Genomic DNA, 14,028 nt, shown 5'->3' on the forward strand with positions numbered 1-14,028 from the left:
CGTCAGGACCGCTCGGCCGCCGCGGCGAGGTCGGCCAGGTCCGCCTCGAGCGCCCGGGTCACCGCGCGCCGGCCGAGGGGGCCGGTGAGCGCCCCGAGGACCCGCGTGACCGTGGACGTCGGCCGGGCCCCGAACGTCATCGCCAGGTCGCTACCGCCGTCGCCGGCCGGCGTCACCGCGACCGTCGACAGGTACCGGACGCCCGGCCGCACCGCCTCGGTGGTGTACGACCGCCGCGGCTCCACCGCGGTCACGGTCATCTCCTCGGTGGCCGCGCGACCCAGCATCGTGCGGGTCTCCCGCCACCGCGTCCCGACGCCGAACTCCCCCGGCGTGAGGACCTCCACCGCGTCGATGCCCCGGACCACCCGCGGCGACCCCGCGAGGTCGGTGACCACCGCCCACACCCGCTCCGCCGGTGCCGCCACGTGCCGGCGGACCTCCAGGTCCCGCATGCCGCCCCGCCTCCTCGCCGTGCTGCCGCCGCCGTGGCGGCACCGACACCCTGCCACCGGGGGCCGACGGTCCGTCCCGCCGCGGGCTGGCGCCCACCGGCGCCCGCGGACGGGACCGCGGGCCGGGCCGGATCGGGTTCCCGCCCCCGGCGGGGAGTGCGACCCTGCCCTGGACCACGACGCGATCCCGAGCGCCCGGGATCAGCAGCGCCGGGAGGCAGCATGGTCCGGAGCATCCTCTCCGCCCCGGGATGGCTCGTCTTCATCGGGCTGGTGGTGGTCTTCCCCGCGCTGGTCCTGCTCGTCCAGGTGGGGATCCGGCGCCGCTGGCCCGCGCTGGCGCGGGGCGAGCACAACGACGTGGTCGGCTTCATCATCGCGGTCGTCGGGGTCATCTACGCGGTGCTGCTGGCCTTCGTCGTCATCGTCGCCTGGGAGAGCTTCACCCGCGCCGAGGAGGTGGTCGGCCAGGAGGCGAGCGCCCTGCGGACCCTCTACCGGGACAGCGTCGGCCTGCCCGCGGAGTCGCAGGCGGAGATGCGGGGCCTGGTCCTGCAGTACGCGACGGAGGTGGTCGAGGACTCGTGGCCGGCCATGGCCGACGGACAGCCGGGGGACCCCGAGGCGGGCGACGTCCTGCAGGAGATGGCGGACGTGCTCGCCGCCACGCCCGTCACCACGCCCGGTCAGCAGGAGTTCGTGGGCGCGGAGGTGGACCGGCTGAACGAGCTCGTGAGCCTGCGCAGCCAGCGGCTCGACTTCGTCGAGAGCGGGATCCCCGCCAGCCTGTGGATCGCCCTGGTCGTCGGCGCCCTCGTCACCGTCGGCTTCGCGCTGCTGTTCGGCCTGGAGCGCACCGCGCTGCACCTGGTGATGGTGGGCAGCCTCGCGGTGCTCATCGGTGTGCTCCTGTTCGTCGCGGTCGGGTTCAACTTCCCGTTCGCCGGCGACGTCGCCGTGCACCCCACGGCGTTCGAGCGCGTGCTCGACGACTTCGGGAGCCCGGCGGACGGCGACTAGCCGGCGCGCCGGCTCCGCGGTCACCGTGTGCGCGGGACCGCGGTGACCGACGTCCTCAGCGGCTCGCCGTCACCGCGGTGAGCGCGGCGCCGGGAGGGCCGATCCGCTCCGGTGGGTGCGGGTGCAGGCCCGCCTCGCGGAGCTGACCGAGCAGCACGTCGACGGCGGGCAGCTCCATGCGGCCCTCCTGCGCCCGCAGCAGCAGGTCCAGGTGCCGGCTGAACAGCTGCGGCCCGGCCACGGTGGTGACGACCACGAGGGCGCCGCCGGGCGCGAGCAGGCGGGCGACCGCGCGCAGCAGCTCCACCCGCTCGTCGACCGGCACGTAGTAGACGGCGTTGGCGAGCAGGGCCAGGTCGATGTCGTCGGTGAGGGCGCCCGGGCGGCCGGCGGCGAGCACCTCCCGGATGTCGACCACCGCGACGCTGGCCCGGTCGGCCAGCCCCCGCTCGCTCAGCGTGCGCCGGGCCAGTGCCGCGGCGTCGGGGTCGACGTCCACGCCGATGCCGGTGGCGTCCGGGGCCGCCTCGAGCACCGCCGCCAGGTAGAGGCCGGCACCGCACCCGATGTCGAGCACCCGGCGCGGCCGACGCTCGGTGACCGTGCGGACCAGCCGGGCGCGGACGAGCGGGGAGATCGCGGCCGAGAGCCGGGCGATCACCTCGCCGCTCTCCGCGGTGTCGCGCCGCGCCGGGCCACCGCGCAGCAGCGCCGGCAGGTCCCGGTAGAGCTCGGTGTGGTAGCCGCCGAAGCCCTCGTACGACGCGCGCACGACGTCGTCGCCGACGACCGCGCGGCCGGACCGGGTGAGCCGCCACGAGCCGTCCCCGGTGACCAGCCCCGCGGCGGTGAGCACGCGGAGGTAGGCGGCCAGCAGGTCCCGGTCGACCACACCCAGGCGTCCGGCCAGCTGCTCGGTGCCGGCCGGGCCCTCGCCGAGTGCGTCGAGCAGGCCCAGGTCGAGCGCAGCGGCGATCAGCTGCAGCCGGACGCCGGTCAGACCCTCCCGCGCGGCGCGCAGCCGCGCGCGGAGGTCCCCACCGCGCAGCACCTCGGCCAGCACTCTCGGGTCGGGCATCCTCGCCACCGGCCACCCCCTCGGCCCGGAGAGCGCGACGGTAGCGCCCGGAGCCACCACCGCGATCCTCCGCTCGCGCGACGCGGACGTGACGCTCGCCGACATCCGTGGACGGCGGGTCGCGGCGTGGCGCATCATTGGCAGTCGAGGGCCCCGAGTGCCAGCCCCGCCGGCACCGGGCCCGTCCCACCCCCGCTCGACCAGGAGTGCCACGCCGTGCCCACGTACCAGTACGTCTGCACCAACCCCGAGGGCAAGCACCAGTTCGAGGTGGTGCAGTCCTTCACCGACGCGGCCGTGGCCGAGTGCCCGACCTGCAGCGCCCCCGTGCGCAAGGTCTACGGCTCGGTCGGCGTGGTCTTCAAGGGCTCGGGCTTCTACCGCACCGACAGCCGGTCCGGCTCGTCCGCCGGCGACTCGTCGAAGGCCACCTCCTCGTCGTCGTCCTCGGACTCGTCCTCGGACTCGTCCTCCTCGACGTCGTCGTCCGGCAGCAGTTCGTCGTCCTCCTCGTCGTCGTCCTCGTCGTCGGGCGGCGGCAGCAAGGCCGCCGCGAGCTGAGCCCCGGCCGTCCACAGCCGGACGGCCGCTCCACAGCTACCCCGCCCCGGCGCCGCCGGGGCTCCCGGGCGCCGAGCCTGGGCCGGTGGTCCGCCTCCGCCGTCCCCGCTCTCCCGCCCTCCTGCTGCGCCGGTGCCTGGCCGCGGCGCTCGCCGTCGGTGCGCTGCTGTTCGCCCTGCGCCCGCCGCCGGCCCCGGTCGCTCCCCCGACCGCCGGCACGCCGGTGGTCACCGCCGCGAGTGACCTGCCGGCCGGGACGGTGCTGGGCGCCGACCTGCTCGCCACCGCGGACCTGCCGGCCGGCACGGTCCCGGCCGGCGTCGCGGCCGACCCGGCGCAGCTGGCCGGCCGGGTGCTGGCCGCGCCGCTGCGCGCCGGTGAGCCGGTCACCGACGTCCGCCTGCTCGGCCCGGGCCTGACGGCGCTGCTGCCGGCGGGCCAGGTGGCCGCGCCCGTCCGCCTCGCCGACCTCGCCGTCGCGGGGCTGGCCGCCGCCGGGGACCGGGTCGACGTGCTGGCCACCGCGCCGGGCGCGGCGCGGGCCGAGGCGGTGGCCCGCGGCGCGCTGGTCCTGGCCGCGCCCCGGTCCGGCGGGGACGACGGCGGGCTGCTCGTGCTCGCCGTCGACGAGGCCACGGCCGCCACTCTCGCCGCTGCGGCCACCACCGCCACGCTGACGTTGAGCCTGCCGCGGTCGCCGTGAGGGGATGGCCGGGTGCTCAAGGGCTTCAAGGACTTCCTGCTGCGCGGCAACGTCGTCGAACTGGCCGTCGCGGTGGTCATCGGCACCGCGTTCACCGCGGTCGTCACCGCGTTCACCGACTCGTTCCTCACCCCGCTGATCGCGCTCGTCACCGGCGGTGGCGGGGTCGGCGGCGAGTTCACCGTCGACGGCGAGACGTTCACCTACGGCGCGTTCGTCAGCCAGGTGGTCACGTTCGTGCTGACCGCGGCGGTCGTCTACTTCGTCGTCGTGGTGCCGACGAAGCGGATCGCCGAGCGGCGCCGGCGCGGCGTCGAGGCCGGGCCCGCGGAGCCGACCGAGGTGGAACTGCTCGCCCAGATCCGCGACCTGCTGCAGAACGGGCCCGTCCCGGGCACCGCAGCGAGCGAGGGAGGGGTGGGGAGGACGGGGTCCTCCGCCTAGTCGGAGCCCCAGTGCGGCGGCCGGTCCTCCAGGTAGCGGCGGTCCGGGTCGCGGTCGTCGGGGCGCTCGCCCCAGCCGAGGTCGCGGTCGTCGGGGGCCCGCTCGGCCGGGGCCGCCGGCGCCGGCGGGGGCGCGTCGGCCACCGGCACCCCGAGCCCGTCGAGGACCTCCGCCGAGGGCAGGCCGGCGAGCAGCGCCCCCGGGACGGCGAGCTTCGCGCCGCGGGTCCCCGAGCCGACGACCACCAGCCCCGCGGCGGCCACCGCGGCGTCGACCAGCACCGGCCACAACGCGGGCAGCCCGATCGGGGTGATCCCGCCGTAGGCCATCCCGCTCTCGGCGACGGCGACGTCCTGCGGCGCGAACGACGCCTTGCGCGCGCCCAGGTGCCGCCGGACCACGCCGTTGACGTCGGCGCGGGTGGTCGCGAGCACGAGGCAGGCCGCCAGCGTCGTCTGCCCCGCCCGGCGCGCGGCCACGACGACGCAGTTGGCCGAGGCCTCCGGCGGCACCCCGTACGCCTCGGTGAACGCGGCGGTGTCCGCGAGCGCGTCGTCGACGGGGGCGACCCACGCGGGCCCGGGCAGGCCGGCCAGCGCGGCCGCGACCGGGCCGGCGAGCAGGTCGGCGCGCGAGGCGGCGGGCACCCAGGTCAGCGAGCCGAGGACGGGGGGCTGGTCGGTCGGGTCGGGCACGTCCCGATCCTGCCCCCTGGCCGGATCCCTGCGACGGACGGCCCGATCGCGGGCGGTGGGGGCGGCGCCGACCGGCCAGGATGGGGCCCATGATCGGCCAGTTGCACTCCGTCGTGATCGACGCGCCCGACGCGCACGCGCTCGCCACCTTCTACGCCGAGCTGCTGGGGCTGGAGGTGAGCAAGGGCGGCCCGGGCGACGACTGGGTCGTGGTCAGCGGCCGCGGGCACCGGCTGGCGTTCCAGCAGGCGCCGGACCTGGTCCCGCCGGACTGGCCGGACCCTCAGCGCCCGCAGCAGTTCCACCTCGACGTCTACGTGACCGACGTCGACGAGGCCGAGCCGGAGGTGCTCGCCCTGGGCGCGCGGAAGCTGCCCGGCGGCGGGGGCGACTTCCGCGTCTACGCCGACCCGGTGGGCCACCCGTTCTGCCTGGTGTGGGACGCCGCGTGAGCGCGCAGGTGCCCGACGTCGACCGGAGCAGGGCCAGCGCGTTCGTCGCGGCCACCGGGTTCGACGTCGCCGAGGTCAGCGGCACGCGGGTCACCGGCACCGTCGAGCTCGGGCCGGACCACCACACCCCGTGGGGCGTCGTGCACGGCGGCGTCTACTGCGCGGTGATCGAGTCGGCGGCGTCGATCGGCGCCAGCACCGCCGTCGCCGACCGCGGCCAGTTCGCCGTCGGGGTGAACAACAGCACCGACTTCCTGCGGCCGGTCACCGCCGGCCGGCTCGACGTCGTCGCCGAACCCGTGCAGCAGGGCCGCACCCTGCAGCTGTGGCTGGTGCAGCTCACCCGCGCCGAGGACGGCAAGCTCGTCGCCCGCGGCCAGGTGCGCCTGCAGAACGTGCCGTTCCCGGGGGCGTGAGCGACCGGGCCCGGCGCGCGGCGGCCGCCACCACCGCGGTGGCCGCCGCGCACGGCCTCCGGTCGACCGGGGCGCGGGTGCTGCACGACGGCGTCAACGTCGTCGTCCACCTGGCCCCGGCGCCGGTGGTGGCGCGGGTGGCGACGCTGACGCCGCTGCTGCGCCCCGACCCGGGCCGCCCGTTCGGCCGCGAGGTCGGGCTGGCCGGCGCCCTGGCCGCGGCCGGCGCGCCCGTCGTCCCGCCGAGCGACCTGCTGCCGCCGGGGCCGCACGTGCAGGACGGGCTGACGCTCACCTTCTGGACCCGGGTGGAGGTGCTGCCGCGGACGCCGGCCCCGGCCGAGGTGGCCACCGCGCTCGCCGGCCTGCACGCGGTGCTCGCCGGCCTGCCCGTGACCGGGCGCCCGCTGGACACCCCGCTCGACGACCTCGCGGTCTTCAGCCAGCGGGCGGGCGCGTGGGGCGTCGGGCCCGCCGTCCGCGCGCGCACGGCGGAGCGGGTGGAGGCCCTCCGCCCCCGGCTGGGCGGCCCGGTGCAGGCGCTGCACGGCGACGCGCACCCCGGCAACCTGCTGGCCACGCCGGACGGCTGGCGGTGGGCCGACCTCGAGGACACCTGCGCCGGGCCACCGGAGTGGGACCTCGCCTGCCTTCGGCTCACCTCCCGGCTGGACGGCCGGGCCGCGCTGGACGCGGCGGGCGGCCCGTCCGACGCCGAGCTCGCGCCGTGGCTGGAGCTGCGCCGGCTGCACGCGCAGGCGTGGACGAGCGTCGTCCGCGCGGCTCAGACCAGCGGGAGCGCGGGCTCGCGGTAGGTGGTGCCGGCCGGCGACGGCGGCAGCACGCCGGGGTCGAGCACCACGGAGAACAGCGCGCGCGGGTCCTGCAGCGTCGCGGGCGGGCGGGCCGCCGCGCGCGGCACCACGTGGTCCCAGCGGGCCGGGCGGCGGTGCGGCAGCAGCTCGCGGCCGTCGAACAGGTAGTCGCCGAGGACCTCCCCGACCAGCAGGCCGGCGCCGTGCTCGACGGGCAGGGCCACCGGGTCGCCGGGGCGGATCTCGTCCAGGAAGGTCGACAGCTGGCGCAGGTCCTTGCTCGGCCGGCGCCCGGAGATCTCCTTGGCCAGCGCGCGCAGCTCGGCCGGCGACAGGCCGGTGGCGTCGACGTCGATCCCCGACTGGGTGCCCAGCCCGACGACACCGGCGGCCAGGCACGCGCCCAGCTCGTTGTGCGCGCGCGGCCGCACCACCCACACCCGGGTGCCCTCGGGCTCGGCCGCCGGCGGGACGTCGTCGGGACCGGGCCACACGTAGGGCAGGTCGTCGGGCTCGGCGCCGAACAGCGGGGCGAACCGCGGCCGGTAGAAGTCCGGCTCCTTGGCCAGCAGGTTCGACCGGTGGGACAGGTGCAGCGCCTCGTCGCCGACCCAGGAGGGCAGCATCCCGGCGCGGGCGAGCTCGTCCTGCGTGGCGCCCTCGACGTCGGGGGCGAACTCGGCGATCAAGGTGTGCGTGCTGTCGGCGAACCCGCGCTCGCGCCAGACCCGCACCATCGCCAGGCCGTAGGCGACCAGCGCCGCCGTCCGCCCGCGCCACATGTGCACGACCGGGTGCGAGGACCAGCCGTAGTCGGGCAGCTCCAGGGCGCGCAGCACCTGCAGCGTCTCGACCCGCTGCTTGCCCAGGCGCGGCGAGTCCAGCAGCCGCGCGCTCTCCTCGAAGTCGGCCACCGGCAGGAAGGTCTGCATCGCGGCGGTTCCTGCCCGGCCGGGCGGGCGGTCAACCGCCGAGCGCCTCCAGCGCCGCCTCCCACCGGGCGCGGCGGGCGTCGTCGTCCTGCTCCCACCAGGCCGGGCCGCGCTCCCCCAGCCCGGTCTTGGCCAGCTGCACCCGGTCCCTGGCGGCCCGCCGCGCCACGGGGTCGGGAGCCGTGCGCACCGCCGCGCGCGCCGTGCCCAGGTGGGAGAGCAGCCGGGCGCGGACGTCGTCGGGCAGGGTCGGGTCCGCCTTCCGCCACCGCCGCCCGTCGACGACGAGCCAGCGGCCGTCCCCGGTGTGCTCGACCTCGCGGCGGGTCACGCGCCGCAGCGGCGGGCCAGCTCGGGCAGCACCTCGCCGAGCGGGGCGTCCACCTTCACGTCGACCTTGGCGTCGCCGCGCGTGGGGCCGAGGTTGACCACCGCCACCGGGATGCCGAGCTCGGCGGCGCGCAGGACGAACCGGTAGCCGCTCATGACGGTCAGCGAGGAGCCGAGGACGAGCAGGCCGGCGGAGTCCTCGAGCACCCGGAAGCAGGTGTCCACGCGGTCGCGCGGCACGGTCTCGCCGAAGAAGACGACGTCGGGCTTGAGCGGCCCGTCGCCGCACGCGGTGCAGCCGACCATCACGAAGCCGTCGAGCACCTCGTCGGGCAGCTCGGCGTCGCCGTCGGGGTTCACCTCGTCCACGCGCGGGCCGAAGGCCGGGTTGGCCGCCCGCAGCCGGCGGTGCAGCTCGTCCCGCCGGGCGACGTCCCCGCAGGCCAGGCAGACCGTCCGGTCCAGCCCGCCGTGCAACTCGACGACGTCCCGGGCGCCGGCGGCCTGGTGCAGCCCGTCGACGTTCTGCGTGACGACGCCGGCGAGCAGGCCGGCCCGCTGCAGCCGGGCGACGGCGGAGTGGCCGGCGTTGGGGCGGGCGGCGGCCATCTGCGGCCAGCCGACGTAGCTGCGCGCCCAGTAGCGGTGCCGCCCGCGCGGGTCGCGGCGGAAGGTCTGCCAGGTCATCGGCGTGTGCCGGCGCAGGGAGCCGGTGGCGCCGCGGTAGTCGGGGATGCCGGAGTCGGTGGACAGGCCGGCGCCGGAGAGGACGAGGACGTCGCCGTCGGCGACCAGGGCGGCCAGCTCGTCGAGGCCGTCCGCGGTCTGGACGGCGGGGAGGGCGGCGGTCACCGGCCCATGGTCCTCCGTGCCCGCCCGCCGCGCCGCCGTCGTCAGCTGAGCCGGCCCTCCAGGCGGCCGAGCAGGTCGTCGTACACGCGGCGCAGGCCCTTGGGGGCGAAGGTGCGCTCGAAGAAGCCGCCGATGCCGCCGGCGCCGTTCCAGGTGGTGCGCACCCGCACGGTGCTGCTGCCGGAGTCGGCCGGGGTGACGGTCCAGGTGGTGACCATCGAGGAGCGGGTGTCGCGCTCGACGAGGGTGCCGTCGGGCTCGGTGACCTCGACGTCCTGCTCGCGCACCCGCTTCGACGTCGCGGCGAACCGCCAGTGCACCCGCGTGCCCGCCCCCTGGCCGCCGGCCTCGACGCGGTAGTCGCTGAACTGCTCGGGCAGCACCTCGCGCCGGGTGCCGGTGTAGTCGGCGAGGGCGGCCCGCACCCGCTCGGCGGGGGCACGGACGACGCGTTCGGCGGTGGCCACGACCTGTCCCATGGCCGCCATCCTGCCCTCGCCGGCGCCGGCCGCGCCGCGGGGGCTCAGCCGGCGGAGTCCTCGGCGTCCAGGTAGGAGCAGCGGAACCGGGCGCCGGCCATCGCCTCGGTGAAGCGGGCCTCCCAGGCGGGGTCGTCGGCCGGGAAGGTGGCGAACACGCGGTCCTCGAGCACGACCGGCGCTCCGTCGGGGCCCGGGTAGGAGCGGCGCAGCAGCACCCGCGTCTGCCCGTCGACCTCGTCGTGCGCCGGCGCCCACCGGGCCCGCGGGAGGGCGGCCCGCCGGCCCGCCGTCCAGACGCCGAGGCGGGACAGCAGCAGGGCGACGAGCACCAGCAGCAGCACGATCTCGACCACCGCGAGCAACACACACAGACGGTAGACACCGGGGACGCTCCGCGGGCCCCTCCCGGGCGTCCCGGTAGCCTCGGCTGCGCACACCCCGGTCGGCGCTGCGCCGACGAGCCCCCGTAGCTCAGGGGATAGAGCATCGGTTTCCTAAACCGTGTGTCGCAGGTTCGAATCCTGCCGGGGGCACCCGTGCCGGGCGTCCGGCGTTCCGGGCGGGGCCGGACGCCCTCTACCGTTCCGGACCATGGCGGACGACGCGGACTCGGCGGGACCTGCAGCGTCGGCGGACGCGCTCCTGGTGCCGCTGTCCTGGGACGGACGGCAGGGCTGCTACGAGCAGCGGGAGGGCGTCCTCGAGGAGACGGCCCTGCTGTACGCCCGGCTGACCGCCGGGGACCCGGCCGGCCAGTGGGTGGTCTACCGCTTCCTGGAGGCCTGGCGGGAGCACCTCCGACTCTCCCTGCTCGTCCTCGTCGAGGACCTGCCGGCGCTCACCGGGGAGCCGCTCGCGCTCGACGGGGACGACGTCTTCACCGACTGGAGCGCGGTGCAGGAGGTGCTGGTCGGCCTGTGGCCCGATGCCGCCGAGGACACGGCGGTGACGTCCCGCGCACTGATCCGGCTGCGGACCGCGTTCGGTTCCGACCGCGTCGACGTCGCTGCGGTCCACCGCGAGATGGGCGCCGCCGCAGCCTTCCTCGACGGCGCGGAGGCCCGGGCGCAGGCCCAGCTGGACTCCCTGCAGGACCGGCTCGACGACCTGCGCTGACCTGGCGCGACCCCGCCGCGGCGTCGGGGTGGGCCCGACGGTGCACCGCGGGTACGGGGGACGCATGGCACTCCGCAACGCCGCGGTCGCGGCCGCCGGCCAGTGGACCGACCCCGACGACGGCATCCGCTACCCCAGCGGCGAGGTGCACGCCTGGGAGCGCGGGCGCAACGAGACGGTCTGCGGCCTGTCGCTGTCCCGCTCCCGGCTGGCCCGCTTCCCGCACGTGGGCTGGGCCGACGTGCAGCCCGAGTCCGGCCGGCACGCCGAGGAGGTGCAGGCCGTGTGCCGCCGCTGCCGCGCCGCGCTCGGCGCCCGCCGGGACGACCGCGGGTGGACACGCACGAATCCCCGCCCCTGACGGCCGCTCGGTGGTACCCCTGTACCACCAGCGAGCAGGGAGGGTCGTCGTGGACTTCCTCGTCGTGGCACTGGTCCTGGCCGTCGCCGTCGGTGCCCTCGCCGTCGCCGCCGCGCACGCCTCCCGGCCGGAGGACCCGTGGGGTCCGAGCGTGCTCCGCCTCGCCCCCATCGCGTTCGTCGCGGGCGCCGTCCTGGCGCTGTGGGGCGGCACCGGCTGACGAACCCGTCCAGCGGACACTGGTTCGAGAAGGAAACCTTCGCGGCTGCGAGGCGTTACCGTTCCAGATGCACGTCGTGCCCCCGGCAACGGCGCCGGGGCATAGCGGAGGTGGGAACGCAACGATGGAGACCACGGTGGTCGACGTCCCCGAGCGGGGACGGTTCGAGGTGCGGGTCGGCGAGCGCGTCGTCGGACTGGCCAGCTACCACGTCGAGAACGGCACGATGGCCCTGCCGCACACCGAGGTGGACCCCAGCATGGGGGGACGCGGACTCGGCAAGGTCCTGGTGGGTGGCGTCCTCGACGCCGCCCGCGAGCGCGGACTGCACGTCCTGCCCTACTGCTCCTTCGTGCGCCACTACATCCAGCAGCATCCCGAGACGCTCGACCTCGTCGCCGACGAGGACAAGCCCCACTTCGGTCTGGCCACCGCCGACCGCTGACCCGGCGCTGACCTGCGGCCCCGCGCCGGGCGACCTAACCTGGCGCGGGTGCCGACAGCCCTGCTCTGGTTCCGCCGCGACCTGCGGCTGCGCGACCACCCGGCGCTGGTCGCCGCGGTCGAGGCGGCCGGCCGGGACGGCGCCGTGGTGCCGGTCTTCGTCGTCGACCCGCGGCTGTGGGAGCCGTCGGGCCGGCCGCGGCGGGAGTTCCTGCGCGGCTGCCTGGCCGACCTGCGCGAGCAGACCGGCGGGGCGCTGGTCGTCCGCTCCGGGGACCCGGCGCGCGTCGTCCCCGCCCTCGTCCGCGAGACGGGCGCGGGGAGCGTGCACGTGTCCTCCGACGCCGGCGTGTACGGGCGGGCGCGGGACGCCGCGGTCGAGCGGGCGCTGGGCGAGGTCCCGCTCGTCCGCACCGGCTCGCCCTACGGCGTCACCCCCGGCCGGCTGACCAAGGACGACGGGACGCCGTTCAGGGTCTACTCGCCGTTCGCGCGGGCCTGGCGGGCGCGCGGGCTGCACTCCCCCGCCCCCTGCCCGGACGACGTCGTGTGGGCCGACGGCGTCCGCTCCGAGGACCTGCCGCCGGCGCAGGACCTCGACGGCACGGTGCTGCCCCCGGCCGGCGAGCGCGCCGGGCTGGACGCCTGGGCGCTGTTCCGCGACCAGCGGCTGCTCGGCTACGCGACGTCGCGCAACACCCCCGGCACCGACGGCACCAGCCGGCTGTCGGCGCACCTCAAGTACGGCACCGTCCACCCCCGGACGCTGGTCGCCGAGGCGCAGGCGCTGGCCGGGGACCACGCCGAGGCGGTGGAGCGCTTCGTCGGCGAGCTGATCTGGCGCGACTTCTACGCCGACGTCCTGTGGCACCGCCCCGACACCGCGCACGAGCCGTTCAACCCGGACATGAAGCGCATGCAGTACGACACCGGCCCGGTCGCCGACGAGCACTTCGCCGCCTGGGCCGAGGGGCGCACCGGCTACCCGATCGTCGACGCCGGGATGCGGCAGCTCCGCGGCGAGGCCTGGGTGCACAACCGCGTCCGCATGATCGTGGCGTCGTTCCTCTGCAAGGATCTGCACGTCGACTGGTGGCGGGGGGCGACGTACTTCCTCGACCACCTCGTCGACGGCGACCTCGCCAGCAACCACCACGGCTGGCAGTGGGTGGCCGGCACCGGCACCGACCCCTCGCCGTACCACCGGGTGTTCAACCCGACCCGGCAGGGCCGGCAGTTCGACCCCGACGGCGTCTACGTGCGGCGCTGGGTGCCGGAGCTGCGCGACGTCCCCGACCGCTACGTGCACGAGCCGTGGACCATGCCCGGCGGCCCGCCCGAGGGCTATCCGCCGCCGGTCGTCGACCACGCCGAGGAGCGCCAGGTGGCGCTGGCCCGCTACCGGGCGGTGCGCGGTGCCTGAGGGCCACACCCTGTACCGGCTGGCCGCGGAGCAGTCGGAGCTGTTCGCGGGCCGCCCGGTGCACGTCACCAGCCCGCAGGGCCGCTTCGCCGCCGGCGCCGCGCTGCTCGACGGGCGGGTGCTCGAGGAGGTCACCAGCTACGGCAAGCACCTGTTCGCCGACTTCGGCGGCGACGTGCTGCACGTCCACCTGGGCCTCTACGGCACCTTCACGACCGGCGTCGGCGACCCGCCGCCCCCGCGCGGCGCGCTGCGGATGCGCTGGGTGGCCGACGGGCCCAAGGGCGAGGGCGTGTGGACCGACCTGCGCGGCGCGACGGCCTGCGACGTCCTCCCCCAGCCCGAGGTCGACGCGATCCTCGACCGGCTCGGCCCCGACCCGCTGCGCACCCGCCGCGGCGGCCCGCTGTCGTACGCGAGGGTCGGCCGCAGCCGGACGGCGGTCGGCGCGCTGCTCATGGACCAGTCGGTGCTGGCCGGCGTCGGCAACGTGTACCGCGCCGAGATCCTCTTCCGGCACCGGATCTCGCCGTTCCGGCCGGGCCGCGACGTCGGCGCGCAGGAGTGGCAGGCGCTGTGGGACGACCTGGTGGTGCTCATGCGCGCCGGCGTCCGGATGGGCCGGATCGTGACCACGCAGCCGGCCGACCGCTCCCGCCGCTCGGGCGCGGTGCGCCGCGAGGACGCGCACTACGTCTACCGGCGCACCGGCCTGCCCTGCCGGATCTGCGGCACCGAGGTGCGCACCGAGGAGATGGTCGGCCGCAACCTCTACTGGTGCCCCGTCTGCCAGGCGGCCTGACGGCCCCTCTGCAGGGGCCCACCGCGAGCGCGCGAGCGGTGGGGGGCAGAGGGGTCCTTCGTCTAGAGGGCGCCCTTGGCGGCGTCGCCGGCGGGGTGGGCGGTGAGCACCTGGACGGCGGGGCGCTCGGTGAGCTTGCCCTCGAGCTTCGCCGACAGCGCGGTCAGCGGCTCGGCCTTGCCGTGGGTGGCCAGCGCCTCGGGGCTCTCCCACTGCTCGACCATGACGAACACCCCGCGGCCCTCGTGCAGCGCGTACCGCTCGCAGCCGGGCTCCTCGTGCACCTGCGGCACCGTCTCGAGCACGGCCTGACGGACCTCGTCCACGTGCTCGGGCTTCGGGCTGATGGTGGCGACGACGACGACGGACACGGGCGGTCCCCTCTGCGGTGGGTGGTCGGCTCGCCGGGCGGTGATCTGGCGCACCA

General features: G+C 76.9%; 22 protein-coding genes and 1 tRNA gene. 14 read left to right on the forward strand and 9 right to left on the reverse strand.

Annotated features, from left to right (window positions below; genetic code table 11):
- Positions 1–2: 2 nt before the first annotated feature.
- Positions 3–455 carry an SRPBCC family protein gene (locus tag ACI79B_RS02565; protein ID WP_456928135.1) on the reverse strand — a complete coding sequence of 151 codons (453 nt, stop codon included), beginning with the start codon at positions 453–455 and terminating at the stop codon, positions 3–5.
- 222 nt (positions 456–677) lie between these two features.
- Here ACI79B_RS02565 and ACI79B_RS02570 point away from each other — a divergent pair, with 222 nt between their 5' ends.
- Entirely contained in the window at positions 678–1,475 is a 798-nt protein-coding gene (locus ACI79B_RS02570; RefSeq protein ID WP_456928134.1) for a bestrophin-like domain, read from the forward strand.
- 55 nt (positions 1,476–1,530) lie between these two features.
- On the opposite strand, the gene ACI79B_RS02575 is transcribed toward ACI79B_RS02570, so the two are convergent.
- Positions 1,531–2,553, reverse strand: coding sequence for a class I SAM-dependent methyltransferase (locus tag ACI79B_RS02575; RefSeq protein ID WP_456928133.1), 1,023 nt, complete (start codon positions 2,551–2,553; stop codon positions 1,531–1,533).
- Between the two features lie 216 nt (positions 2,554–2,769).
- Here ACI79B_RS02575 and ACI79B_RS02580 point away from each other — a divergent pair, with 216 nt between their 5' ends.
- From ACI79B_RS02580 to mscL, 3 genes are all read left to right on the forward strand, one after another.
- Positions 2,770–3,114 (forward strand): FmdB family zinc ribbon protein, encoded by a 345-nt coding sequence (locus tag ACI79B_RS02580; protein WP_456928132.1) that lies wholly within the window; start codon positions 2,770–2,772, stop codon positions 3,112–3,114.
- Positions 3,115–3,199: 85 nt separating this feature from the next.
- A complete protein-coding gene (gene cpaB, locus ACI79B_RS02585) occupies positions 3,200–3,817 on the forward strand; it encodes a Flp pilus assembly protein CpaB (protein ID WP_456928131.1) in 618 nt (205 codons plus the stop codon).
- A gap of 12 nt (positions 3,818–3,829) precedes the next feature.
- Positions 3,830–4,261, forward strand: coding sequence for a large conductance mechanosensitive channel protein MscL (mscL, locus tag ACI79B_RS02590; RefSeq protein ID WP_456928130.1), 432 nt, complete (start codon positions 3,830–3,832; stop codon positions 4,259–4,261).
- Here the strand turns inward: mscL and ACI79B_RS02595 are convergent.
- Positions 4,258–4,956, reverse strand: coding sequence for a YbaK/EbsC family protein (locus ACI79B_RS02595; protein ID WP_456928129.1), 699 nt, complete (start codon positions 4,954–4,956; stop codon positions 4,258–4,260). The two genes, mscL and ACI79B_RS02595, sit on opposite strands and share 4 nt — an antisense overlap.
- An 89-nt stretch (positions 4,957–5,045) precedes the next feature.
- On the opposite strand from ACI79B_RS02595, the gene ACI79B_RS02600 reads away from it, so the two are divergent.
- The 3 genes from ACI79B_RS02600 to ACI79B_RS02610 are packed head-to-tail and all read left to right on the forward strand — an operon-like array spanning position 5,046 to position 6,639.
- Positions 5,046–5,408 (forward strand): VOC family protein, encoded by a 363-nt coding sequence (locus ACI79B_RS02600; protein WP_456928128.1) that lies wholly within the window; start codon positions 5,046–5,048, stop codon positions 5,406–5,408.
- The gene (locus tag ACI79B_RS02605; RefSeq protein ID WP_456928127.1) at positions 5,405–5,824 is read left to right on the forward strand and encodes a PaaI family thioesterase; all 420 of its coding nucleotides are present in this window, start codon (positions 5,405–5,407) and stop codon (positions 5,822–5,824) included. Before ACI79B_RS02600 ends, ACI79B_RS02605 begins: the two co-directional genes overlap by 4 nt.
- Positions 5,821–6,639 carry a phosphotransferase family protein gene (locus ACI79B_RS02610; RefSeq protein WP_457000053.1) on the forward strand — a complete coding sequence of 273 codons (819 nt, stop codon included), beginning with the start codon at positions 5,821–5,823 and terminating at the stop codon, positions 6,637–6,639. The genes ACI79B_RS02605 and ACI79B_RS02610 overlap by 4 nt, the downstream gene beginning before the upstream one ends.
- Here the strand turns inward: ACI79B_RS02610 and ACI79B_RS02615 are convergent.
- From ACI79B_RS02615 to ACI79B_RS02635, 5 genes are read right to left on the reverse strand one after another with little or no spacing between them, the layout of a single operon-like run.
- On the reverse strand, positions 6,609–7,571 hold the full coding sequence (locus ACI79B_RS02615; protein WP_456928125.1) for an MSMEG_6728 family protein: 963 nt from the start codon (positions 7,569–7,571) through the stop codon (positions 6,609–6,611). The two genes, ACI79B_RS02610 and ACI79B_RS02615, sit on opposite strands and share 31 nt — an antisense overlap.
- A 31-nt stretch (positions 7,572–7,602) precedes the next feature.
- On the reverse strand, positions 7,603–7,902 hold the full coding sequence (locus ACI79B_RS02620; RefSeq protein ID WP_456928124.1) for a biopolymer transporter Tol: 300 nt from the start codon (positions 7,900–7,902) through the stop codon (positions 7,603–7,605).
- Positions 7,899–8,753: an NAD-dependent protein deacetylase gene (locus tag ACI79B_RS02625; protein WP_456928123.1), complete on the reverse strand. Its 855-nt coding sequence runs from the start codon at positions 8,751–8,753 to the stop codon at positions 7,899–7,901. The genes ACI79B_RS02620 and ACI79B_RS02625 overlap by 4 nt, the downstream gene beginning before the upstream one ends.
- A 41-nt stretch (positions 8,754–8,794) precedes the next feature.
- Positions 8,795–9,232 (reverse strand): SRPBCC family protein, encoded by a 438-nt coding sequence (locus tag ACI79B_RS02630; RefSeq protein ID WP_456928122.1) that lies wholly within the window; start codon positions 9,230–9,232, stop codon positions 8,795–8,797.
- A 44-nt stretch (positions 9,233–9,276) separates the two neighbouring features.
- A complete protein-coding gene (locus ACI79B_RS02635; protein ID WP_456928121.1) occupies positions 9,277–9,600 on the reverse strand; it encodes a hypothetical protein in 324 nt (107 codons plus the stop codon).
- Between the two features lie 95 nt (positions 9,601–9,695).
- Here ACI79B_RS02635 and ACI79B_RS02640 point away from each other — a divergent pair.
- The 7 genes from ACI79B_RS02640 to ACI79B_RS02670 all read left to right on the forward strand — a co-directional run bounded on the left by ACI79B_RS02640 (position 9,696) and on the right by ACI79B_RS02670 (position 13,601).
- Positions 9,696–9,768 (forward strand) — tRNA-Arg (locus ACI79B_RS02640).
- Between the two features lie 58 nt (positions 9,769–9,826).
- Positions 9,827–10,351, forward strand: a complete 525-nt coding sequence (locus ACI79B_RS02645; RefSeq protein WP_456928120.1) for a hypothetical protein — start codon at positions 9,827–9,829, stop codon at positions 10,349–10,351.
- A 64-nt stretch (positions 10,352–10,415) separates the two neighbouring features.
- Entirely contained in the window at positions 10,416–10,712 is a 297-nt protein-coding gene (locus ACI79B_RS02650; protein WP_456928119.1) for a hypothetical protein, read from the forward strand.
- Positions 10,713–10,761: 49 nt separating this feature from the next.
- Entirely contained in the window at positions 10,762–10,932 is a 171-nt protein-coding gene (locus ACI79B_RS02655) for a hypothetical protein (protein ID WP_456928118.1), read from the forward strand.
- Positions 10,933–11,056: 124 nt separating this feature from the next.
- Positions 11,057–11,377, forward strand: a complete 321-nt coding sequence (locus ACI79B_RS02660) for a GNAT family N-acetyltransferase (protein ID WP_456928117.1) — start codon at positions 11,057–11,059, stop codon at positions 11,375–11,377.
- Between the two features lie 48 nt (positions 11,378–11,425).
- Entirely contained in the window at positions 11,426–12,799 is a 1,374-nt protein-coding gene (locus tag ACI79B_RS02665; RefSeq protein ID WP_456928116.1) for a cryptochrome/photolyase family protein, read from the forward strand.
- Positions 12,792–13,601 (forward strand): Fpg/Nei family DNA glycosylase, encoded by an 810-nt coding sequence (locus tag ACI79B_RS02670; RefSeq protein ID WP_456928115.1) that lies wholly within the window; start codon positions 12,792–12,794, stop codon positions 13,599–13,601. Before ACI79B_RS02665 ends, ACI79B_RS02670 begins: the two co-directional genes overlap by 8 nt.
- A 62-nt stretch (positions 13,602–13,663) precedes the next feature.
- Here the strand turns inward: ACI79B_RS02670 and ACI79B_RS02675 are convergent, their stop codons facing one another.
- Positions 13,664–13,972 carry a putative quinol monooxygenase gene (locus ACI79B_RS02675; protein ID WP_456928114.1) on the reverse strand — a complete coding sequence of 103 codons (309 nt, stop codon included), beginning with the start codon at positions 13,970–13,972 and terminating at the stop codon, positions 13,664–13,666.
- Positions 13,973–14,028: the final 56 nt, after the last annotated feature.

This window comes from Geodermatophilus sp. SYSU D00879 (assembly GCF_054050375.1).

Coding starts and splice junctions, on each gene's coding strand:
- ACI79B_RS02565 (WP_456928135.1), bottom strand. CDS start 455: ATGCGGGACCTGGAGGTCCGCCGGCACGTGGCGGCACCGGCGGAGCGG.
- ACI79B_RS02570 (WP_456928134.1), top strand. CDS start 678: ATGGTCCGGAGCATCCTCTCCGCCCCGGGATGGCTCGTCTTCATCGGG.
- ACI79B_RS02575 (WP_456928133.1), bottom strand. CDS start 2,553: ATGCCCGACCCGAGAGTGCTGGCCGAGGTGCTGCGCGGTGGGGACCTC.
- ACI79B_RS02600 (WP_456928128.1), top strand. CDS start 5,046: ATGATCGGCCAGTTGCACTCCGTCGTGATCGACGCGCCCGACGCGCAC.
- ACI79B_RS02615 (WP_456928125.1), bottom strand. CDS start 7,571: ATGCAGACCTTCCTGCCGGTGGCCGACTTCGAGGAGAGCGCGCGGCTG.
- ACI79B_RS02630 (WP_456928122.1), bottom strand. CDS start 9,232: ATGGGACAGGTCGTGGCCACCGCCGAACGCGTCGTCCGTGCCCCCGCC.
- ACI79B_RS02645 (WP_456928120.1), top strand. CDS start 9,827: ATGGCGGACGACGCGGACTCGGCGGGACCTGCAGCGTCGGCGGACGCG.
- ACI79B_RS02650 (WP_456928119.1), top strand. CDS start 10,416: ATGGCACTCCGCAACGCCGCGGTCGCGGCCGCCGGCCAGTGGACCGAC.
- ACI79B_RS02660 (WP_456928117.1), top strand. CDS start 11,057: ATGGAGACCACGGTGGTCGACGTCCCCGAGCGGGGACGGTTCGAGGTG.